We start from the raw sequence: 21444 nt of genomic DNA on the forward strand, positions 1-21444 counted from the left end.
TCTGGTCGTTCACACCAGCTCTACCCGGACCTACCGCCAGGTGCCCCGCTACCGAGGGGGCTCTCCGCATAGGCCGGGATGGGACGGGGGCAGGTGGGGCGCGGCCCGGTGCGGCCGCTTGTCGGCGGCTTGCTCGCTGTCGGCCGTCGGCCCGGTTGTCGCCGGTGACTGCTTTGTGCCTGTGTGCGGGCAAGCCCTCGGGCCGAAGTACCGTGAACGCGCCGAAGGGCGGGACGGCTTACGTGGATACGGAGAGCGGGGAGCAGATGGGCGACGGGCGTTTCGGGTGCCGACGTGGTGCCTCATGAGCACGGCGGGGAGCCTGACGGGGAGCCCGGGGCCGGAGGGCTCGTGGCTGGGGAGGCTGCGGCCCGAGGACGAGACGGTGATCGGCTCGGCCGTCTCCGATCCCATACTGGTCGCCGAGGCGGTCGCCCGGGTCGGCCGGGCCGCGGCGGGCTGGGCGGTAGAGGCAGGCCGGGCCATGACCGCCCGACGGAACAACGGCGGCCTCTCCGACGTCCGTTACATCCACTTTCGCCCGCAACGCTTTTACGAGGCCCTGGCGTTGTCGGCCGTCGTCTCCCTGACGGGCGACCACACCCTGCCCACCGCCCTGCGCGGTGAGATCTCCGTTCTGGTCAAGGAGGCCGTGCCGAGGGGGGTGTCGGTGGACGTGGGACTGCAGGGCGTCCAACTCTTCCACGCGGACTTCCTCGGGAGACTCTTCGACTGGTGCCGAGCCGAGCTGCCCGCGGAGAGCCAGGCCGAGGGCATGCGGCGCATGTCCGCGGACCTGTTCGAGGGGATGGCCGCGCTCAGCGCCCTGATGGCGCAGGAGTTCACGGTCGTGCGGGACCGCTGGCTCGCCGGCGCCGCGGCGGCCCGGCAGGAAATGGTGCGGGACATCCTCGCGGGCAAAGACGTGGGCCGGGACCGCGCCGTGTCCCGGTTGTCCTACGACCTCACCGTGCACCACCTCGCGCTCATCGCCTGGTCCGACGCCGATTCGACCGACGACGCCGATCCGGCCAACGGAGCCGACGATCTCGCCGACGCCGCGACACGGCTGCTGAAGTCCGCCGGATGCTCCTCCATCCTGCTGATACCGACCGGCACGGCCAAGTTGTGGGCATGGGGCGGCCGGGTCGGTGGGTTGCCCGAGCCGGACTCCGACAGGGATTCCCCATCCCGGAACTGGCGCCTCCCGCCTCACCTGCGGATCGCACTGGGCCGCCCGGGGACAGCTCTCGCGGGCTTTCGCCGCTCCCACCAACAGGCGCTGGCGGCTGAACGGGCCGGAAGAGCCGGGCATTCTCCTGGGCCCCTATACGACTACGCGCGACTGGAGCTGCCGATACTCCTGAACGCTCGTCCGGACGCGGCCGGGGAGTTCGTCACCCGGGTGCTGGGACCGCTCGCGGCCGACGAACCGGCGATGGCGGAGCTACGGACCACACTGAGGGTCTATCTCGATGAGGACCGTGCCGTCTCCGCTGTCGCCGAGCGGCTGCACATCGCCAAGAACACCGTGCTGTACCGGGTCAAGAAGGCCGAGCAGCTGCGCCGGCGCTCGGTGAAGGAGGACCGGCTGGCCGTGCACGCGGCCCTCACCTTCGTCGAGGTGTTCGGAACGCCGGCACCGAGGCCGGACTGACTCCTGCTCACCGCCACGAAGGCCGGGCTGAGCTCTGAGCGCCATCACAAAGGCCGCACTGATCTCTGGTCGCGGTCACAAGAGGGGCACCGCGCCGCTCGGCTTGACTCGCTTCTTCCACCGGGGCGCGGCCCCGGACCCGGACACCGAGGAAGCGAGCATGACGATGACGACTGCTACCCACCACGAGTACGGCACGGTCCCCACACGCGAGGAGCTGGTGGAACGCGCCGCCGCGCTCGTACCGCTGCTCAGGAAGCACGCCGCCGAGACCGAGGAACGGCGGAGCCTGAGCGAGGCGAGCCTCGCCGCGATCACCGAGGCGGGGCTCGCGCGGCTGTGCGTGCCGGTCGAATACGGCGGCTACGGCCACGGCATCGGGACCCTCACCGCGGTGGCGGCCGAACTGGGCCGCGGATGCGCCTCCTCCGCGTGGGTGGTGGGAGTCAGCGGACAGATAGCGGTCTCCCCGAAGAGCCCCGCCATCAACGCCGCCCTGTACGGCGCGGGCCCGGACGCATGGCTGTGCGGTTCGCTGAATCCCACCGCCGGCCAGGTGGAGCCGGTCGACGGCGGGGTCCGGCTGACCGGCCGGTGGGGGTACGCCTCGGGCTGCGCACACAGCCGATGGGCAATGGTGCTGGCCACGGGCACCGCCACGGACGGCGGCCGGACCGTTCATGGCCTCACCGTTCCGATGAGTGACCTGACCATCGACGAGGACTGGTGGGTCGCCGGCATGGGGGGCAGCGGCAGCCACACCATCGTGGCCTCGGACGTCTTCGTCCCGGCCGAACGGGTCATGACCCCCACGGGCGAAAGGACCGCGCAGCAGACGATCCTGAGCGGGATCGGCGGATCGGTCATGATGGCGGGCCCGCTGCTCGGTGCCGCGCACGGGGCGCTGGACCTGGTCCACGAGACGCTGGCGGCGAAGAAGAAGGTCGTCTACAGCCGGTACCCGTCCGCCCCGGAGGCGGTGGTGACGCAGCTCTGGCTGGCCGAGGCGACCCAGCACCTGGACACGGCCCGGCTGCACACTCGGCGTGCGACCGACGCGATCGACGCCGCGGTCGCGTCGGGCACCGCGATGAGCCTGGTGGAGCGGGCCCGCGCCCGTATGGACGTCACCACGGCGGTGGAGAACTGCCGCCAGGCGATGGCCCGGCTGCTCGACATTCACGGCGCGAGCGGTTTCGCTCAGGCCAATCCGCTGCAGCGCGCCTGGCGCGACCTGGAGACGGCGAGCCGACACGGCTTCCTCAACACGCAACTGGCCCGCGAGGCATACGGGCGTGCGCTGATCGGAATCGACGAGCCCATCGCCACGAACATCTGACACGTCCGATCAGCCTGACACATCTGGCACAGATGACCCAGACGACGCCGCGCATCGAACAAGCGGCACACCAACCGGTCGCGAAACCTGACGCGTCGGAACACGAACGAGCAGGACAGGAGCGGAAATCGAAGATGACGACGAGCACAGCGGGCCGAGCCGAATTCCGGGACGCCATGGCGCGTGTGGCGGCGGCGGTCAGCATCCTCACGACCGACGGGCCGGGCGGCCGCTGCGGGATCACACTGAGCGCCGTCTGCTCGGTCACGGACACCCCGCCGACGGTCCTGGCGTGCGTCAACCGGAGCAGCGCCATGCACGATGTCTTCGTACGCAACGGCCGGGTCGCGCTGAACGTCCTCGGCGGCGACCAGACGGAGCTGGCGCGGCACTTCTCCGGAGCCACGAAGGTGACGATGGAGGAACGCTTCACCTGGGACATCTGGACGCCGACCGCACAGGTACCCGTGCTGCGCGACGCGCCGGTGACGATGACCGGCGTACTGCGTCAGCAAACGCCGATGGGTTCCCACAGCGTCCTCTTCATCGGTGTCGAAAAGATCCACGTACGAGGCAACGGCAGCGGCGACGGGCTCGTCTACCACAACCGCGACTTCCACCGGTTGGGCGCGTAGGCGTGTAGGCGCCTGGAGCGGCGGCGCGGGTGGCCGGCTGGTCCCAGCCTCCCGCGCACGGACGCCCCCGATGGCGGGGCGTGGCCCTGGTCCCCGCTCAGTTTCCTCCCTCCTCCACTCACCCCGCCTCGACAAGACCCCACCGAGGACCCAGCCGCCCATGGTCGACCTGGTCCTCCACCTCCTCGACACCCGCCGACTCCGCGGCATCGGACGTCCCTCCGAAGCGGGACGATGCGCGGCCCTGCTCGACATCGGCACAACAATTTCTCCAAGCGTTCTCCAGCACCCGCTCGTGATCAGCCCTTCAGCTGCCGAGCGCTGGTCGGCCGAGGCCGTCAGGACCGCCTACGCAACTGAGACGGCCAAACGATCACAGTTTTCGCCTGCTCTCATACGCCTCGAGTTCCTCGGACGTGCCGTTGAACGCGGGACCGCAGTTGGCCGGCAGACGCTCAACGACCATTGCGACGGCCTCCTGCGCTGTATCAGCTTTACCGATCTTCTGAGTCCGCGAAGGTCCCTCGACGTAGTACGGTCCGGCGTGGCCCGGGCCAGCCGCCGTCGGGCCGATGTAGGGCACGTCCCACGTCCAACGCAGCTCAGTACAGCGACTGAAGTGCAGCTCCCACATACCGATCCAGGGGAAGAGCTGCCGTAGCTGTGGCTCGGCGTGCGCCTCCGCGACCAACTCAGCGCTCACCTGGTCGGAGGCGAACAGCTTCTGCCATGCCGCTTCCACCTTGTCTGCGCCCGAGGCGTTCGTCGTCATGTTCGGATTCTCTCCTGCGGCCCGGCCGAGCGGCTGTGGTGAGGGCAAAAACTCCCTTCCGCGCGACCGCAGCGTAAGCGTGGCGGAGCAGTGCGCCACATCGAGGCCCGCCGGGCCCCGGGAGGGCGCAGCCCAGTGAGAAGCAGGCGGTCGAAGAAGACCAGCTTCGGCTTGGGCCCGGCACCCTCTGCCCGCTTGCGCTCTCCGCCGCGCGCGGCCCTCAGCGCGGACTGCCGGGTCACTTCCCACGGTCCGGCGAGCTCGGCGAACAACTCGCCGAAGTGTGCACGAGAGACACCGGACAGGGCAGGATGGGAACAGGCCGCACGGGCCCAGGTCAGCTTCGCAACTCACCCAACCCGTGCGGCCCGCCTCATGTCACGGCCGACCAAATCGCCGTGGACCACCTTCGACTCAACATGGATGTGCGGATCGTTCCCGCCCATGCGCCCTCCTCGCCCCGGCGACCGGGCTGACCGGGAGCGTTCCCAGCCAGCCGCGGACTACAGGAAAGTCTCCCATGTCACGGCCCGGCCAGGACGATCACTAATTCCCCCAAGCCCGTAAGCGCGCCGGCCCGGTGGACCGCGGCGAGTCCGGCGACGACGTGTTCGAGTTCCAAGTGGCGGCCCAGCAGCACCTAGATCAGAGCTCTGGTGCCGGCCGCCTCGCCGTGGGCGGCACGGGTCGCGGTCCACCAGGCTTCATGGACGGGCATGAACTTGCCTGCTGCTTTCGCCTGTTCGAAGGGCGGTCGCTCCAGAAAGGCACCCGGCTTGCGCAGGGTAGCTTCCAGGAAGTGGTCCAGGACCAGGCGGGACTCACCCCGGCCGCTGAGCCGTTCGTGGTGGGCGACCACGCTGCGGCCGTCATAGACGGCCAGGTCGTTGGCGTGCAGCAGCACCCGCAGCTGTCGGCCGATGAAACGGACCGGTACCGAGTAGGAGTTGCAGCGGACGGTGACCTGGCCGAAGCGGTTGACCCGCGGAGTGAACCACCGACCGGTCTCGAACACTTCGTGGGGCAGTGGCCGCAGCAGTGGCTGTTCCTGGGCGAAGGACTCGCCGATCGTGCGGGTCTTCGCCCGCAGGCGGCGGACCTCGTTTCCAGGTCCCACTGATCGGCCATGGCGTTCAGCTCGGTCGGCGAGCCCCGCCTCATCGCCCGCCGCACCCGCGGCCCGCTGTTCCTGACCGACCGCAAGGCCCCGGCCGGAATGCCGACGCTCGACGTGTGCCCGGAGACCGGTCGTGCCCGGCTTTCCTACCGCCGGGGCGAAGAGATCTTCGAGGAGAACACCCGGCTGCTGGCCAACCCGCTCGCCTCCCGAGGACATCGAGGACCTGGCGTGGACCCGGTCGCCCGGCACGTCGCCTCCCAGATCCGGCCGCCCGGCGTCGGGGCTGAGCCGCAACGCCGGGCGGCGCACGGTCGACGCTCTGGCCCCACACCGGGCACGCGAGCCCGCAGGTCACGTGCTCGTAGCTGCGGGACCGGCCGACGCGGATGAGCGGCTGGGGCCTGCCGGTGTCCGCTGGCAACGCCGTGCGCGGGCGCGGGCCGCGTTCTCACACATGATTCGTTTCTGACAGTGGAGGGGCTGACCTTCTGCCGGCCGGACCGACAGGGGCGAGCCCACCATCTGCTTTGCATCGAAAGCCCGGGATGTCGTAGCGTGGATGAGTTCCTGCGCCGAGGTTCGGTGGCAGCGACCGGATTTCCTGTTTCTTCTGTATCGATCTTGAGGTGTTGACCTATTAACCAGGCCGTGTAGTCGTCCGCATTCCCCGCGTGCTGTTGTGTCGCACGTGTCCGGGGGTGGACGTCGCGCTGGCCTGAGTTGCGTCACCCTTCCCGCAGTTTTCTTTCCCGGGTGCAGCTCTGCCGTCTGCCCCGGGTTTCGTGGTTTCCGGTCCCGGTGCGGCTGTCGGCAGGGCTCCCCGATCTCTTTGGATCAGGAGTTTTCCGTCGTGTCTTCCTCCGCGCTCGACAACGAGCCGAAGCACACCACCACCCAGCCCCCGACCCAGCCCACACCGGGGCTTTCGAAGATGGGCCTGGCGGCCTGGATCGCCCTCTTGGTGCTGCTGGGCGCCGAGCTGATGGACATGATCGACCAGTCGGTCGTCCTGACCGCCCTGCCCGCGATCCAGGAGTCGACCGGCGCCGGACCGGACACGGTGCAGTGGCTGACCACCGGCTATTCCCTGCCCGTCGCCGTCGGTCTGATCACCGGCGGACGCCTCGGCGACCTCTACGGCCGGCGCAGGATCCTGCTCATCGGCACCGTCGTGTTCACCACGGCCTCACTGCTGTGCGGCCTCGCTGCCGGGCCGGGCGTGCTGATCGCCGCCCGCGCGCTCCAGGGCGTGGGAGTGGCCGTGATGATCCCGCAGATCCTGGCCACCCTCCACGTCACCTTCGAGGGGCAGAACCGCAGCAAGGTGTTCGGCCTGTACGGGGCCGTCATGTCGCTCGCCAATGTTCTCGGCCCGGTGATGGGCGGTCTGCTGACCGAGTCGGACCTGCTCGGTCTGTCCTGGCGGCCGATCTTCCTGGTCAACGTGCCCGTCGGCCTCGCCGTGATCCTCCTGGGGCGCAGGTTCATCCCCGAGTCGACCGCGGGGAAGGCCGACCGGCTCGACCTGACCGGCATGCTCCTGTCCGCGCTGGCCATCGTCCTGATCGTCTTCCCCCTCACCGAGGGGCACCTGCATCACTGGCCGCTGTGGTGCTTCGCCCTGCTCGCCGCGGGCCTGCTCGTCCTCGGCGTCTTCCTGCGCCACCAGAAGCGCAAGCAGAACAACGCCCCGCTCGTGGCCTTGTCCCTCTTCCGGAGCCGGCAGTTCTCCGGCGGCATGGCCGCGCAGCTGATGCACGGCCTGCTGTGCGGGCTGTTCTTCATGACCTGGACGCTCTACCTCCAGCACGGACTGGGCATGAGCCCCTTCCACGCGGCCCTGGCCTTCGTGCTGCTCTCCGTCGGAGAGCTGGGCGGTGCGACGGTCGTGGCGAGGAGCGGCGGGCGTTTCGCCCGCCGCTTGCCGCAGGCCGGAGCTCTCGTCACGCTCGCCTCGATGGCCGCCTACGGGCTCCAGATCGAAGCAGGCCAGGCGGACCTGAGCCTGCTGGCGATGACCGCTCCGGTGGTACTGATCGGGTTCGGCCTCGGCATGGTCGGCGGCCCGCTCGCCGACCTGTCGCTGGCCAAGGTCCCGCACGAGGACGCCGGATCGGCCTCGGGCCTGTTCAACACCGTCATGCACCTGGGCATCGCCCTCGGTACCGCGCTGACCGCGCTGGTGTTCTTCGCGACCACCGGCGGCTCACCCGAGGCCGCGCTCAACCGCGACGCGTTCATCACCGTCCTGTGGTGGGTCGGCAGCCTCCTCGCCCTGCTGTGGGCGCTGCTGTTCTGCCTGCCCAAGCAGGCCGACAACCAGGCTGGGTAGACGAGTTCCCCACGGCGGCGGCACCCGGCCCGGTGCCGCTGCCTCATCCTTTTCCCGTAGCACCTCATGCAGCCACGCCTGGCCTCCGGGCGGCGCGTCCGAGCCGACTGCCGCGGGTGGCATCACAGCGTGGCGGCGGGACGCGCCTGGCATCGCCGGTGAGTGCACGTGGGCGGAGATGCCGTGGTCTCCTGCTCGTGCGGTGAGCGGTGCATGCGGTGGGGCGGTACGCCCGTCGCCTCAACGTCATGTTCGCGGCTCGCGTGTGCTCTCCGGCGAGCAGGTTGGTGACCTTCACGTCTCTGAGGTATGCCCCTGACCGGTGGCCGAGCGGTGGAGCCGTTCGGCCGTCCGGCGCAGGTAGGCGGTGACCTGGGGGTCGGCGTCGAGGGTGTAGTCGGCGTCGAGGGCGGCGAGGGTCTGGGCGATGCCGGGCAGGTAGTTGCCGGAGCAATCGACGGTGCAGGAGTTTTCGTCGAGGGGCTTGACGCGGTCGGGCAGGGCCCCGGTACGGCGGCGGACGGTCTCGGCGGGCGCGTGGACGGTGGCGACGGCGCGGTACCGGGCGGGTGCGGTGGCGATCTTGGTAGCGACGTAGGCGGCCGGGTCGTCGCCGGGGACGGTGCGGGGTGTGAAGTGGTGGCGGGTGGGGGCGGGGTGGGTGATCCGGTCGAGGCGGTAGATGCGCCAGTCGTCTTTGCCGGTGTCGTGGGCGAGGAGGTACCAGGCGCCGCCGGAGGAGACGAGGTGGTGGGGTTCGACGCGTCGGGGGGCCGCGGTGGTGGCGCCGCGGGTGATGTAGTCGAAGGTGACGGTTTCGTGGTCGCGGCAGGCGGTCGCGAGGGTGGCGAGCAGTCCGGGGTCGATGCGCGGGCCGCGGCTTTCCCAGTCGATGGCGGCGGTGGTCTGCTGCAGGGCGGCGACCTGGGTGCGCAGCCGGGCGGGCAGGACTTGTTCGAGTTTGGCCAGGGCGCGCAGTGCGGTTTCTTCCATGCCGGTGAGGTGGCCGGCGGCGGTGCGCAGGGCCACGGCGGTGGCGGTGGCTTCGTCGTCGTCGAGGAGGAGGGGCGGCATGGCCGTGCCGGACGCGAGCCGGTAGCCGCCGGCGTGGCCGGTGGTGCCCTCGACGGGGTAGCCCAGCTCGCGCAGGCGGTCGATGTCGCGGCGGACGGTGCGGCCGGTGACACCGAGCCGGTCGGCGAGTTCGGTGCCCGACCACTCGCGGCGGGTCTGCAGCAGGGACAGCAGCCGGAGCATCCGGGCGGGAAGGTCACTCGTCATGCATCCAGAATGCCCGCCTTTACGGACATAGTTTGTCCTAAAAGGCCTCTAACGTGAAGGGCATGTCTCAGAACAAAACCCCCCAGAACGCCTTGAATGGGGCTGATCCACGCCGGTGGGCGGCGTTGGCCGTGGTGCTGATCGCCTCGTTCATGGACGCGGTCGACGTCACCGTCGTGAACATGGCCCTGCCCAGCATCGAAGGCGAGGTCGGCGCCTCGACGTCCCAGCTTCAGTGGATCACCGGCGGCTTCGCGCTGGCGTTCGCGCTCGGACTGATCACCGGCGGACGGCTGGGAGACCTGTTCGGCCGCAAGCGCATCTTTCTGCTCGGCGTGGCGGGCTTCACGCTCACCTCGCTGGTCTGCGGCATCTCCCACAGCCCCGAGCTGCTGCTCGGCGGGCGCATCGCGCAGGGCGCGATGGCCGCGCTGATGGTGCCGCAGGTGCTGTCCATCATCCACGTCACCTTCCCCGAGCGGGAGCGCGGCAAGGTCTTCGGCATCTACGGCGCAGTCATGGCGCTGGGCACCGTAACCGGCCCGCTGATCGGCGCGCTGATCGTCGAAGGCGACATGATGGGCTGGGGCTGGCGACCGATCTTCCTGGTCAACATCCCCCTGGGCGTCGCCGGACTGATCGCCGGCGCGCTGGTGATCAGCGAGTCGAAGGCCGAGCGCGCCGCGCGCCTCGACATCGTCGGGGTGGTCCTGGCGGCGGCGGGTCTGCTGGCGCTGGTGCTGCCGCTCACGCAGGGGCGTGAGCTGGGCTGGCCCACCTGGACGTACGTGTCGATGGCCGCCTCGGTGCCGCTGCTGGCCGTCTTCGTCGCCTGGGAGCGGCGTCTGACACGGCGCGGCGGCTCGCCGCTGGTGGTGCTCGCGCTGTTCTCCCGGCGCAGTTTCGCCGGCGGCCAGGGTGTGCAGCTGATGTTCGGCCTGGCCGCCGGGGTGTTCTTCCTGGCCTGGACCCTCTACCTCCAGCTCGGGCTGGGCTGGTCGCCGCTGAAGGCCGGCCTCTCAGGGCTGCCGCTGTCGGCGGCGATGATGGCCGGGGCCGGGCTGTCGATGCAGGTGCTGGTGCCCCGCTTCGGCCGCGCCGTCCTCCAGGCCGGCGCGTTGCTGGCCACCGCCGGCATGATCCTGTTCCTGTACTGGGCCCGGCACTACGGCGCGGACATCGCGCAGTGGCAGGCCATCGTGCCGCTGATCCCCATGGGCCTGGGCATGGGCCTGATCGTCGCCCCGCTCACGGACCTGATCCTCTCCGAGGTGCCCCACGAGCACGCCGGCTCGGCGTCGGGGCTGACCAACACCACCACCCAGCTGGGCCAGGCCGTCGGCGTCGCCCTGTCCTCGGTGGTCTTCTTCGACCGCCTCGGCCACGGCACCCCCGCCGACCAGGCACAGCGCATGCCGAACGCCTTCGCCGGCTCCCTGTGGTACGTCGCCGGCGTGTTCGCCGCGGCCTTCGTGCTCCTGTTCGCCGTGCCCCGCCTCGCGGGCAAGAAGCCGGCCGCCGCCGGTACGCAGCAGCAGGCGGAGGAGCGGCAGGAGCCGGTCCCCGCTGCCTGACGCAGGCGTATCACCCGAGTGGCCCTGTCGCGGGGCCGGGCCACCGGGGGCCCGCCAGGCTCGAAGCACACCGACGGCCCCGCACACCCTCCACCTCTCGCCAGGGGGAGTGAGGAAAGGACTGATTTCTGATGAGTTTGCTGTCGCCCGGCCAGGCCGTCTGGTTCGAGATCGGCACCACCGACCCCGAAACGGTCACCGGCTTCTACGGCCCGCTGCTGGGCTGGAGCTTCGAAGTCGACCCCGACTCCTCCGTCGACGGCCGCACCTACACCCGCATTCTCGCCCCCGGCGCACCCTGGCCGATGGGCGCGATCCAGCAGGGCGACACCGACGACGAGGTGATCAACCTCTCCATCCTGTCCGCCGACGTCCCCGCGGACGTGGACAAGCTCACTGCGCTCGGCGCCACGGTCGTGGTGCCGGCCACCCAGGTGGCGGACGTGACCGTCTTCGCCCGCCTGGCGGATCCGCGCGGCAACCTGTTCTCCCTGTTCTCCCAGTCCACCTCGCAGCGGTTCGAGGAGCGGATCGCCGGCACGGAGGAGTACATGGCGCAGGCCGCCTTCACCCCGCCGCCGGGGGCGATGGCCGGTTTCGAGATCGGCACCACCGACCCGAAGACCACCACCGCCTTCTACACCGACGGCTTCGGCTGGCGCTTCGAGGAAGCCGGGACGATCGGCGGTGTGCCCTGCCAGACCGTCTACGGGCCCGGCGCCGAGCACCCCTCCGGCCTGCTGTGGGACTACAGCGGCCAGTTCGGCGCGGCCGAGCACATGATGCCCGCCTTCCTGGTCACCGACGCGGCCACCGCCGCCCACGCGGCACGCGAGAAAGGCGCGACGGTGGAGCAGCCACCGTCCTCCGTGCCGGGTGCCCCGGTACGCGCCCGCATCCGCGACCCCCACGGACGACGCTTCGGGCTGTTCTCCCCGCCCGCCGGCGCCTGACCCTCCGGGCGGACTGGGCAAGCGCCCCGCGCCGCCCTGCCCGACTGGTGCCACCTGCACGATCCGCGGCCCCGACATGCCGGGCCGCCGGGACAAGGAAAGGAATCCCCTCCGCCATGAGCACCACCCATTCCGCCGAGACGCTCAACGGTTCGGTGATCTCGTACGCGATCTGGGCCGATGACGGGCGCCGGCTCGCCGAGTTCTACGCCGCAGCGCTGGGCAGCGACGTCGGACAGCCCTACCCCGACGAGCACGGCAACGATGTCGCCTACCCCGTCACCGTCGGCAACACGGCCTACATCTTCTCCACCTCCGCCTCCTTCACCGCGCCCGACTGGCCGGGGCAGGACCTGCCCTTCCACATGGACCTGGCGTTCCCCGACGTGGCCGCCGCCGAGAAGCGGCTGCTGGAACTCGGGGCGAACAAACCCGACTTCCAGCCCGGCGGGGAGCACTGGACGGTCCTGCTGGACCCCTCCGGCCAGCCGGTGTGCATCAGCCAGGCCCAGCCCTCCTGAACGCAACCAACGACAACTTCTCCCGGCCCGCGCCTGCGGGCTTGACCACCTCGCTGTCATCCGAAAGGGACTACTGATGAAGATCGCGCTGTTGGGGACCGGTTTCGGACAGGCGCACGCCGCCGTCTACGCCGCCCGTGGCGACGTGGACGTGGTGATGTTCGGCCGCGACGCGGAGAATACCGCCAAGGTGGCGGGCCGGTTCGGCTTCGCCTCCTCAACCGACATGGACGCCGCCTTCGAGGACGACTCCTTCGACCTGGTGGACATCTGCCTGCCGAGCCGGCTCCACGCCCAGTACGTCCTGCGCGCGCTGGAGGCGGGCAAGCACACGCTGGTCGAACTCCCGCTGGCCGACAACCTGGAGGATGCGAAGCGGGTCGCCGAGGCCGCCGCGCGCAGCCAGAAGCATGTGTTCGTGGACATGTTCGAGCGGTTCATCCCCGCGAACCAGGCCCTGTTCGACGCGGTACGCGAGAACATCTACGGGCGGCTGGAGCAGCTGACCTTGTGGAACCTGACCGCGCACCTGTGGCCGGGCGCCTCGCTCGGCCTGAAGGTGCTGCCGCTGGAGGCGCTGCACAGCGACATGGACATCATCACCCGTACCCTCGGCCTGCCGAAGGACCTCACCGTATCCACTGTGGCGCGCGACGAGGACTCGGGCGCGATCGACGCGACCTTCCGCTTCGACGGCGCGGCGGCCCGCAGCTCCATCTCCTCCCTGATGCCCAAGGCGTGGGGAGCTCGCGGCGGATTCACCGCCGCCTTCGAACAGGGCGTGCTGGACGCCTCGTCCGCGATGGGCTTCGACGGCAAGCCGACCGGCACGCTCACTGCCTACACCGCCGACGGCGCCCGCGAACTCGACCTGCCGCCCGCCGACCAGTACACCGCCATGATCAGCCACGTCATGGACGTCCTTGCAGGCAAGGCCGAGAACCGGATCGCCCCGGACAGCGTGCTCGACGCTCTGAAGCTCACCCTCGACCTCGACCAGAAGGTCAACGGCGCCCGCTGAACCACCGCTAGCCGGGCCGGGGGAGGACCGCTGCGGCAGTCCCCCCGGCCCCGGGGACCGGGCTCGTACGGCCTACCCGATGCACCACCGAGTTCTGGAAGCCGCCTGTTCGATGGAAACCCCCGCGATCCCCACGACCACGCTGCCGGGCAGGACGTGCATGCCTCTACCGGGGTCCGGCACCTGGCAGCTCAAGGGCGAGGACGCCTACCGCGCCGTCCTCCACGCGCTGGAGGCCGGCCACCGGCACCTGGACACCGCCCCAGCTCTACGGCAACGAGGAGACTGTCGGGCGGGCCCTGACCGACAGCGGCATCGGCCGCCGCGAGGTGTTCGTGACAACGAAGTTCGCCCAGCACCACCCGGGCAAGGGACACGCCGTCGTCGCCCGCAGCCTGGATCGGCTCGGCACCGAGCGGGCCGCCCACTACGGCCCCCCATCTGCCGGCCGCCCACCGTGAAGGGCCACAGCCCGCTGCGCAAGCCCGGCCTGGACCACCCGGTCCCGGCCGAGATCGCCGAGGCCCACGACGCGACTCCGGCGCAGGCCGTCATCGCCTGGCACCTGGCCCACGACATCGCCGTGATCCCGAGATCCGCCGACCCCGACCGCATCAACAGCAACCCGCACGCCGCCGGACTGCACCTCACCCACGATGACATCACCCGCATCGACCACCTGAGCACACCATCCCGCCCCCGCGGAAGAAGGAGTTCCCAATGAAGATCGCTGTTCTGGGCACCGGCGCCGGCGCCCGCTGCCACACCGCCCGCCTGACCGAACTCGGCCACCACGTCATCGTCGGCACCCGTAATCCCGAGGCCACCCTGGCCCGCACCGAGCCGGACATGATGGGCACCCCGCCCTACCGCGACTTCCACGCCGCCCACCCCGGCATCGAGCTGCACACCTTCTCCGAAGCGGCCGACGCCGCGGAGCTGGTCATCAGCGGCATCGACGGCGCCCACGCCGTCCAGGCCCTGAGCGCCCTCCCACGCCAGGCGCTGGCCGGCAAGACCCTCGTCGACTACGCCGTCCCCTACGTCTACCAGCAGCCCGACCAGGTCGAACGCCCCTGGCCCACCCCTTGGGGTGTGATGCCGCGCCTGGACCCGGTGGACACCGACAGCCTGGCCGAGCAGATCCAGCGCGCCCTGCCGGAGACCAAGGTCGTCAAAGCCTTCGTCACCCAGGAACAGGAGACCGTCACCCACCCCGAGGAATTCGCGGGCGGCGACCACACCATGCTGGTGGCCGGCGACGACGCCGACGCCAAAGCCGCGGCCGGTGAGCTGCTGCGCGCCTACGGCTGGCGCGACATCGTCGATCTCGGCCCGCTGGCCGCCGCCCGCGGCATGGAGATGTACGCGCACCTCCACACCGCCATCGGTCTCGCCCTCGGCACCCGCTTCGGCGTCAAGATCGTCCGCTGACATCACAGCAGAACACCTAGGCCATCCCCATGATGAAGGGCCGACATGCCGTCCCCGCTCTCCTCGGTGTGCCGCCTCGGTGGCGCCCTGAACAAGCTGCTCAGCCATCCGAACGCCGGCGTCGCCCTGGAGGCGGGCAACCTCCTGGTCCGTGCACCTGCTGACGGGGCCTCATGAACGCCGGGCACCCGCCAGCGGGTGGCCTGGCAGATCACCGGTGTCCTGGGCCACCCCTTGGAGATCCGCCTTGTCACCGACGGTGCGGCGGCAGCCGTACCGAGGCGGTGCCGGCCACCGGGATCGACCCCACGGGCCTTGCGGTGAGCGTCACGGACCCGGATCTGCCGCCAGGCACCTACCGCGTGCTGATCACCTCAGCTGATCCACTCGACGCCTACAGCCCGCCTCTCACCCTCACCCCGGCCTGATTCGGCGGTCGGCGGCGGATCGCACGGCCGGGCGCATACCGCCCGGCCGTGCCCGCGAACCCCGGCCCCGTGGACAGCGTCGCATGTGCCAGCGCACACCCCGACCGGTCACACCAGGGAGAGCTGTTGGGGTGGCCGGTGGGGCGGGTGGGCGCGGAGGCAGTCTTGCCGGGTCGGCAGCCCGTTCTGGGCGGCGCGGGCGTGGATGTGGGCGGTGACGCGGCGGACATAGCCGGCGGGCATGCCGCGACGGTTTCCGTAGCTGGCGGCCAGCCGCTGGTGCAGATGGCGCGGCAGCGTGTCGGCGGCCTGTGCCAGGAACCATGGGCGGATCGCCGGGCTGAGGCGCATGATGTCCGACCAGACGGTGACCGCCCCCGTTATCTTCTTCGCGGTTCCGCAATGGGACCGCGAAGAAGATAACGGGGGCTGGCCCGTGGCGTGGCTGTGCAGGGCCAGGGCGATGCCGCTGGCGCCGTTGAGCAGGCCCGCAGGGTAGGAAGGCGGGTTTTGGCGTCCCGGGTGCTCTTGGAGGACAGGTGGGTGCGGGAGGCGGGTGAGGGCGGCGAGCAGGCCGTCAGCCAGGGCGGGCAGGTGGCGTGCCAGGAGGGGGTCGTGGCTGTCGTGGGCGAGGCGGGTGGTGGTGTGCAGCAGGTTGGCCAGGCCGTGGCACAGGCCCAGGCCGTCCGGGGGCTGAGGGTGGGGGCGGGACTGGGCGAGAGTGTGCTGCAGGGCGGTGACAGCGGTGTCCCGCCAGGCGTTGTGGTCCAGGGCCGTGCCGGCCAGGTACAGGGCGCGGGCGACGCCGGGGGTGCCGTAGCACCAGTGGCTGCGCGCCGGGCCCTTGGCGCGGCTGCGGGAGTTCTCCTTGCGGGCCTCGTAGATCATCCACTGGCCGTTCTCGAACAGCGGCACAGGGCACCGTCGGTCCCGCCTTCGAAAGAGCCGGTGAAGGGAAACTCGTCGCACGAGTCGTGAGGAACCGTTGCAGGCATGAGCACGAACGGGTCGCTGCTCTTGTCACCGCAGGTGCGTGCCCGGTTGGCAGTGTTGAGGCCGTCTGCTCGGCTCACCTTCGCCCAGTTGCACAGTTTTCCCTGGGCGAAGGCATAGGTCGCAGCCGCTGCACCGTGCTTCGGGTCGGACGGTGAGTACTCCAAGGTGGCACGCCGCTCGGGAATGACACACCCGGCCGTGGCGAACATGGCATCGCAACGGAGCTTCGCCTCGGGCGGGCTCTGTCAGTCGAGGTTCGGCCGGGTAGGAATGCCGCCCACCTTCGCGCCTGGACCTGCTGTCAGGCCCCGCCCGCATCCCTGGGCTGTACGTACCGGGCTGTACGATCCGGACTTCGCCCCCGGCGGCGTCCAGGCGCTGCATCCCCGCAACGCCCGGGTGCCGGCGACCGTGAACGGGACCTCGCCAAAGACGTCGTGCTCCCCGTCCCCCGCCGAACGTACGTACACGTGGTGGGGGACAAGAGCTCCTTCGTCCAGCGACCGGCTTCTTCCATTGCTCGTCGGAGGCGCTATGGCCGGCGAGATCAGTGGCGCCGTCGGCACGGATGCCCTGCCAGGAGATGAGGCGTCCATCGGTGACCAGGCCCGCTACCGTGAACCGTCGCTGCACCCGCTCGTTGACGACGGGACCGTACAGGCGTTCCGTGTGGTGACCGTCTTTCGCGTTTCCGAGGAGGCGTCCGTGCCGCCCTTGAGTAAGTGGCGGGGAAAGATGCTGGTGGTGATGCCCTGGTCGGTCAGGTAGGCGAGACAGCGCGTAGGGGCCCTGCGCAGGTGGGGCGGTCGTGCAGGGGCAGGAGAGGACATCTGTCGCCGGTGGTGGTCTCAGAGAGTGATCTGACCCCGGAACAGGACACGCGTACCACCCGCGCCGATCGCGGTGCGGCCGTGCAGCGTTCGCTGGTTGTCGATGACGAGCAGGTCGCCCACCGTCCATCGGTGCTGGTACGTGAAGCGCGGCCCGCGCAGGTAGGCGTCGAGCTCGGCGAGGAACCGGTCGGACTCGTGCGGCGCCAAACCGGGAACGCGCACCCGCCAGCCGCGCGGCTCGGTGCCAACGGGAAAGTTCATCGCCAGGTTGAGAGAGCGCACCCGGCCGTAGTCACGCACCGAGGCGATCGGGTACCAGTCCTGGGGAACGTCGGGAAAGTAGCCACGCTCCTCGACGAGGTACTCCAGTGTCCCGGTGCGGTCGAGTGTCTCGCGCAGCTCGGCCGGCATCTCGTCCCAGGCCGTCAGCTGGTCGCAGACGAACGTTTCGCCCGAACCCGGCGCGTCCGCGAAGTCGGCGGCGTACAGGATGATCAGGTCGGTGCGCTCGCCGACGAGCAGTCCGTCGGTGTGCAGCGGCAGCGGGCCCCGGCCGGTCACCACTTTGCCCGCGTCGTGGGACGCGTTGAGCTTGAGCAGGTCGGCCTGCCCCTCGCCGAACTTGTGGTCGACGGTCTGCCCCATGGCGTGCACGAGGCTCTGGAACCGGGTTTCGTCGAGGTCGAGCCCCTTGAGCAGTACGCATCCGTGCTGCAGTGCGGCAGCACGGATGTCCCCGCCCAAGCGGGTGAGATCCGTCTCTGCGGCGGGGGCGATGACCGAGCCCATGCCGGATTCGGTGAGCGGGCCGGGTGTCACGGTGGTCATGCGGTTCGGTACTCCTTGAATCGGTCTGCCGGCGCGTGCGGCCGACAAGTGCAGGTGGCTGCGAGTGCCGGGGCGGTCAGTGCGCTTGGACCCGGCGTACGGCGCGCTCGAAGAGGGTCCAGGGATCTGCGGGCTCCAGCTCACCTTCCGCGGCGCGGTCCAGGAGCTCGGCGAAGGTGGCCAAGTACAGGAGATGCCGGTCCTGTGTGCCGGTTTCCTTCTCCAGGCGGCGCATCACGCCCTGTTGCAGACCTCCTCCGTGGTGAACGGCGATCTTCTTGCGCCAGGCGATCGGCTCGGGGAGCCGCTTGCCCATCGCAGTGCGCAGGTGGAACTTCTCCCGCCCTTCCCGGACCTTGCACTCGGGCGCGGTCTCCAATGCGACGCGCATCACGGGCCATGACCAGAAGGGGTGGTGGGTCGTGGCTCCGTACGCCAAAGCCATGCGGTTGGAGAGTTCATTGCTGCGACGCGTGCGGTCAACGGCTGACAGACACTGTTCGATCAGGTCGTCCCGGTGGTCGTAGGGGCGGTAGAGCCCCGCGTTGATGAGGTCGCTGCCGTATCCCGTCAGCAGCACCTTGTCTGCGGGAATGGCTCCCAGCCGCTGCACCGAGGTGGCGGTGAGGGCGACTTCTACGACTTCGGGTTCGGTGACGCCGAGCCACCGTACAGCCTCCGGGATGGACGCGATGATCTGGTCCTCCGTCAGGTGAACCGGCTCAAGGGCGATCCCGAGCTCCGCGCAGAGTTCGGAGGCGTCGGCCAGTTCGTCGCCCCACGGTGTTCCCACGCTGTACGGGGTGACGGAAAGACCGGTCGTGGCCGCCAGGTAGGTCACCGTCCCGGAGTCGATTCCGCCCGACAACAGGGTGGCGTAGCCGGTTCCCGTGGGCGTGGACGTGTCGATGCGCTCGATCTCCGCGGTCAGAGCCTCCAGTTGGGCTTCTCCCGCAGCCAGCGGGTCGTGGCGGTGCGGAGCCCGGAAGTCGCCGAGCGGGTCATGGCCGTCGCAGGTGTCCGTGAGCCAGTTTCCGCCACTGCGGCGCGTCCGCGAGACCGTGCCGTAGGGCACCCGGTCCACGCCGAGCAGGAGGGTACCTCGTTCATGGGCGGGCGACGCGGAGGCGAGCTCGACGGGCATTCCGAGCGCGGGCAGAACGAGTGGGGCCAGCATCAGATCGGTGAAGTAGGCGAACAGGCCGCGCATGCGGTTGACCGCGTAGTAGACCGGATCCTCGTTGAGCGATGAGACACGGACGCTCACGGCATCCGCATCGATGCGGATCACGGAAGCCCTCGTGAGCTCTTGGCCTTCCGGGGCGGACGTCAGGGTGCGTACGTCCAGGATGAACGGTGGGTTGTCCGGAAGGGCGGCGCCTTCGGGGCCGCGGTAGTACACCCGCACATCACCGAGGTCGGCGAGCTGCGCCAGGTGGTTCAAGCCGTGGACCGGTGTATTGGCCAGCACGCACCATTTGCTGAGGGGAGCCATGATTCAGTCCTTTCCGATGACGCGTCGCATGCGCTGCTGTGCTTCGCCGGCGGAGAAGGCGGTGCGGTGGGACCTCTTGCCTTCTTCACGTATCCGCCGCAGCCCTTGGACGAAGGGGCCGTTGACGCGCGATCGGGTGGATCGCACGGCTGCGGCCGTGTAGGCCGCGATACGCCGGCCGTGTTCGAGCGCGCGCTCCAGCAGGGCTTCGCCGGGCGCCACTTCGTGCAGGAGGCGGTCCGCCAGCGCCCGGTCGGCGGGCCACTCGGCGCAGGTGTAGAGCATTTCCTGCATGACGCTGCGCCCGACCACCGTCTCCAGCATGTAGCCGCCGAAGTTGCACGCGATACCCACCCGGAACTCCGGCATCACGAGCTTTGACGCACGACTGCCGATGCGTACATCGCAACAGAGCGCGATCTGCAGGCCGACGCCGATCGCGTAGCCGTCGATGGCGGCCACCACGGGTTTGGATATTCCGGCGATGGCACTGTAGAGGTCCGTGATGTCGTCGATCCATGCGTCGACCTCGTCGCCGCCGGAGAACTCCGACACCTCGTGGAAGTCGCCACCGGCACCGAACGACCTGCCCGGCCCGCCGTACAGGACGACGCACCCGACCTCGTCGTTGCCGTCCAGGTCGAACATCAACTGGGCCAACTCGCGCATCCGCGCTCTGCTGAACGGATTCTGCTTGTGCGCCTGCGAGAACTCCACGAGAGCCACTCCCCCCGACAGGACCTCGCACTCCATGCTCGCCGTCGCGGTATTGCCCGCCGACATGCAGCCTCCCCGATGTGATGCGTCTCCGCATGGTGATCGTGTGCGCCTCAGGTGTGCGCACACTGCATAGCAACAGACGATGGGGCAGAACGTCAGGAAGCCGTCGGAACGTCCAAATGCCGGACTGTCCAGCGCTGTTGCGCGCTTCATGATCCATTGATCGCCACCCGGATGCAACTATGTATGCACTGACATGCATTGCCATGCATAATGTGTCCGGAGGTCCCCGCAAGCGCGGGGGCCGCTGGCTGCCAGGAAGGTGCGTTGACCATGCAGGAAAATCCACTGTGCCCACGGGGCTTTCGCAGCGTTTCGACGAACATGGGCCTCAAGGACGTCGAGGACGACTTCGTGGCCGTCGTCTCCGAGGTGCCCGCGCGCTCCGCCGCGGTGTTCACCCAGTCCCGTTTCGCCGGCCCGAGTGTGGTACTCAGCCGTGAGGCGGCGGCACGGCAGCAGTGCCGCGGCATGGTCGTGCTTTCCCGCAACGCGAACGTCGCCACCGGCCGCGCCGGTGCCCAACACGCCGAGGAGGTGCGCCGAAAGGTCGCCGCGACCGTGGGTATCCCGCCGGAGGAACTGATCATCGGCTCCACCGGTGTGATCGGCCGGCCTTACCCGATGGAGAGCATTCGGGCCGGGCTCGACGCCCTCACGTGGCCGTTCCCCGAGGCGGACTACGCCGCCGCGGCCGGGGCGATGATGACGACGGACACCCGGCCCAAGTTCTTCTCGGTACGGTGCGGGGACGCCGTGCTCACGGGCATCGCCAAGGGCGTGGGCATGATCGAACCGAACATGGCCACCCTTCTGACCTTCTTCTTCACCGATGCGGACGTTCCGGCCGCCGAGTTGGACGCGCTCTTCAGGCGCGTGATGGACAAGACGTTCAACGCGCTGAGCATCGACACGGACACCTCGACCAGCGACACCGCCGCCGTGTTCGCCAACGGCCTCGCGGGCCCGGTCGATCTGGCCTCCTTCGAGCAGGCGCTGTACGAATGCGCCCTGCACCTGGTGCGGGACATCGCCTCGGACGGTGAAGGCGCGAGCAAGCTCATCGAGGTTCAGGTCACGGGTGCCCGCGATGACGCGCAGGCCAAGCTGGTCGGCAAGAGTGTGGTCAACTCCCCGCTGGTCAAGGCCGCGGTACACGGCAGCGACCCGAACTGGGGCCGGGTGGCGATGGCCATCGGAAAGCTCCACGAGGAGACGGACATCGAGCCCGCCCGCGTCCGCATCCGCTTCGGGGACCTGGTGATGCACCCGGAGGAGCCGAGCGACGAACTCCTCGGACAGGCCGCCGCCTACCTCGCGGCTGACGAGGTGATCATCCGGGTCGATCTGGGCATCGCCCGGGGAGCCTTCACCGTCTACGGCTGTGATCTCACCGAGGGATACGTGAAGATCAACGCTGACTACACGACCTGACCCGGGCACGT

At 69.8% G+C, this 21444-nt stretch carries 22 protein-coding genes; 15 read left to right on the forward strand and 7 right to left on the reverse strand.

Annotated features, from left to right (window positions below; translation table 11 throughout):
- Window positions 1-304: 304 nt before the first annotated feature.
- The 3 genes from ACH4FX_RS30470 to ACH4FX_RS30480 all read left to right on the forward strand — a co-directional run bounded on the left by ACH4FX_RS30470 (window position 305) and on the right by ACH4FX_RS30480 (window position 3631).
- Window positions 305-1657, forward strand: a complete 1353-nt coding sequence (locus ACH4FX_RS30470; RefSeq protein ID WP_398484336.1) for a PucR family transcriptional regulator — start codon at window positions 305-307, stop codon at window positions 1655-1657.
- A 160-nt stretch (window positions 1658-1817) separates the two neighbouring features.
- The gene (locus ACH4FX_RS30475) at window positions 1818-2996 is read left to right on the forward strand and encodes an acyl-CoA dehydrogenase family protein (protein ID WP_398484338.1); all 1179 of its coding nucleotides are present in this window, start codon (window positions 1818-1820) and stop codon (window positions 2994-2996) included.
- Window positions 2997-3130: 134 nt separating this feature from the next.
- Window positions 3131-3631 carry a flavin reductase gene (locus ACH4FX_RS30480; RefSeq protein ID WP_398484340.1) on the forward strand — a complete coding sequence of 167 codons (501 nt, stop codon included), beginning with the start codon at window positions 3131-3133 and terminating at the stop codon, window positions 3629-3631.
- A 373-nt stretch (window positions 3632-4004) separates the two neighbouring features.
- Here ACH4FX_RS30480 and ACH4FX_RS30485 read toward each other — a convergent pair whose 3' ends face one another.
- Entirely contained in the window at window positions 4005-4403 is a 399-nt protein-coding gene (locus tag ACH4FX_RS30485; RefSeq protein ID WP_398484342.1) for a DUF6193 family natural product biosynthesis protein, read from the reverse strand.
- Between the two features lie 640 nt (window positions 4404-5043).
- Window positions 5044-5520 (reverse strand): Mu transposase domain-containing protein, encoded by a 477-nt coding sequence (locus tag ACH4FX_RS30490; RefSeq protein WP_398484344.1) that lies wholly within the window; start codon window positions 5518-5520, stop codon window positions 5044-5046.
- Between the two features lie 9 nt (window positions 5521-5529).
- Here ACH4FX_RS30490 and ACH4FX_RS30495 point away from each other — a divergent pair, with 9 nt between their 5' ends.
- Both ACH4FX_RS30495 and ACH4FX_RS30500 read left to right on the forward strand, forming a co-directional pair.
- The gene (locus ACH4FX_RS30495; RefSeq protein ID WP_398484346.1) at window positions 5530-5913 is read left to right on the forward strand and encodes a hypothetical protein; all 384 of its coding nucleotides are present in this window, start codon (window positions 5530-5532) and stop codon (window positions 5911-5913) included.
- Window positions 5914-6373: 460 nt separating this feature from the next.
- On the forward strand, window positions 6374-7855 hold the full coding sequence (locus ACH4FX_RS30500; protein ID WP_398484348.1) for an MFS transporter: 1482 nt from the start codon (window positions 6374-6376) through the stop codon (window positions 7853-7855).
- 294 nt (window positions 7856-8149) lie between these two features.
- Here the strand turns inward: ACH4FX_RS30500 and ACH4FX_RS30505 are convergent, their stop codons facing one another.
- Window positions 8150-9136, reverse strand: a complete 987-nt coding sequence (locus ACH4FX_RS30505; RefSeq protein WP_398484350.1) for a helix-turn-helix transcriptional regulator — start codon at window positions 9134-9136, stop codon at window positions 8150-8152.
- Between the two features lie 62 nt (window positions 9137-9198).
- On the opposite strand from ACH4FX_RS30505, the gene ACH4FX_RS30510 reads away from it, so the two are divergent.
- From ACH4FX_RS30510 to ACH4FX_RS30545, 8 genes are all read left to right on the forward strand, one after another.
- A complete protein-coding gene (locus tag ACH4FX_RS30510; RefSeq protein ID WP_398484352.1) occupies window positions 9199-10710 on the forward strand; it encodes an MFS transporter in 1512 nt (503 codons plus the stop codon).
- A 131-nt stretch (window positions 10711-10841) separates the two neighbouring features.
- Window positions 10842-11663 (forward strand): VOC family protein, encoded by an 822-nt coding sequence (locus tag ACH4FX_RS30515; RefSeq protein WP_398484354.1) that lies wholly within the window; start codon window positions 10842-10844, stop codon window positions 11661-11663.
- A gap of 116 nt (window positions 11664-11779) precedes the next feature.
- A complete protein-coding gene (locus ACH4FX_RS30520; RefSeq protein ID WP_398484356.1) occupies window positions 11780-12184 on the forward strand; it encodes a VOC family protein in 405 nt (134 codons plus the stop codon).
- A 76-nt stretch (window positions 12185-12260) separates the two neighbouring features.
- Complete coding sequence (locus ACH4FX_RS30525; RefSeq protein ID WP_398484358.1) at window positions 12261-13205, forward strand: Gfo/Idh/MocA family protein; 945 nt, start codon at window positions 12261-12263, stop codon at window positions 13203-13205.
- A gap of 335 nt (window positions 13206-13540) precedes the next feature.
- Window positions 13541-13666 carry a hypothetical protein gene (locus ACH4FX_RS30530; protein ID WP_398484359.1) on the forward strand — a complete coding sequence of 42 codons (126 nt, stop codon included), beginning with the start codon at window positions 13541-13543 and terminating at the stop codon, window positions 13664-13666.
- A complete protein-coding gene (locus ACH4FX_RS30535) occupies window positions 13663-13929 on the forward strand; it encodes an aldo/keto reductase (RefSeq protein WP_398484361.1) in 267 nt (88 codons plus the stop codon). Before ACH4FX_RS30530 ends, ACH4FX_RS30535 begins: the two co-directional genes overlap by 4 nt.
- Window positions 13926-14639, forward strand: a complete 714-nt coding sequence (locus ACH4FX_RS30540) for an NADPH-dependent F420 reductase (RefSeq protein ID WP_398484363.1) — start codon at window positions 13926-13928, stop codon at window positions 14637-14639. Before ACH4FX_RS30535 ends, ACH4FX_RS30540 begins: the two co-directional genes overlap by 4 nt.
- Window positions 14640-14684: 45 nt before the next feature.
- Window positions 14685-14816 (forward strand): hypothetical protein, encoded by a 132-nt coding sequence (locus tag ACH4FX_RS30545; protein ID WP_398484365.1) that lies wholly within the window; start codon window positions 14685-14687, stop codon window positions 14814-14816.
- 359 nt (window positions 14817-15175) lie between these two features.
- On the opposite strand, the gene ACH4FX_RS30550 is transcribed toward ACH4FX_RS30545, so the two are convergent.
- Window positions 15176-15982: a lanthionine synthetase LanC family protein gene (locus ACH4FX_RS30550; RefSeq protein ID WP_398484367.1), complete on the reverse strand. Its 807-nt coding sequence runs from the start codon at window positions 15980-15982 to the stop codon at window positions 15176-15178.
- 615 nt (window positions 15983-16597) lie between these two features.
- On the opposite strand from ACH4FX_RS30550, the gene ACH4FX_RS30555 reads away from it, so the two are divergent.
- The gene (locus ACH4FX_RS30555) at window positions 16598-16831 is read left to right on the forward strand and encodes a hypothetical protein (RefSeq protein ID WP_398484368.1); all 234 of its coding nucleotides are present in this window, start codon (window positions 16598-16600) and stop codon (window positions 16829-16831) included.
- An 80-nt stretch (window positions 16832-16911) separates the two neighbouring features.
- Here ACH4FX_RS30555 and ACH4FX_RS30560 read toward each other — a convergent pair whose 3' ends face one another.
- The 3 genes from ACH4FX_RS30560 to ACH4FX_RS30570 all read right to left on the reverse strand — a co-directional run bounded on the left by ACH4FX_RS30560 (window position 16912) and on the right by ACH4FX_RS30570 (window position 20002).
- On the reverse strand, window positions 16912-17724 hold the full coding sequence (locus ACH4FX_RS30560) for a TauD/TfdA family dioxygenase (protein WP_398484370.1): 813 nt from the start codon (window positions 17722-17724) through the stop codon (window positions 16912-16914).
- 76 nt (window positions 17725-17800) lie between these two features.
- Window positions 17801-19219: an asparagine synthase C-terminal domain-containing protein gene (locus ACH4FX_RS30565; protein ID WP_398484372.1), complete on the reverse strand. Its 1419-nt coding sequence runs from the start codon at window positions 19217-19219 to the stop codon at window positions 17801-17803.
- A 3-nt stretch (window positions 19220-19222) separates the two neighbouring features.
- Window positions 19223-20002 carry an enoyl-CoA hydratase/isomerase family protein gene (locus tag ACH4FX_RS30570; protein ID WP_398484374.1) on the reverse strand — a complete coding sequence of 260 codons (780 nt, stop codon included), beginning with the start codon at window positions 20000-20002 and terminating at the stop codon, window positions 19223-19225.
- Between the two features lie 270 nt (window positions 20003-20272).
- On the opposite strand from ACH4FX_RS30570, the gene argJ reads away from it, so the two are divergent.
- Window positions 20273-21433: a bifunctional glutamate N-acetyltransferase/amino-acid acetyltransferase ArgJ gene (argJ, locus tag ACH4FX_RS30575; protein ID WP_398484376.1), complete on the forward strand. Its 1161-nt coding sequence runs from the start codon at window positions 20273-20275 to the stop codon at window positions 21431-21433.
- Window positions 21434-21444: the final 11 nt, after the last annotated feature.

It is taken from the genome of Streptomyces sp. NPDC018019 (genome assembly GCF_044327805.1).
Lineage (GTDB): Bacteria > Actinomycetota > Actinomycetes > Streptomycetales > Streptomycetaceae > Streptomyces.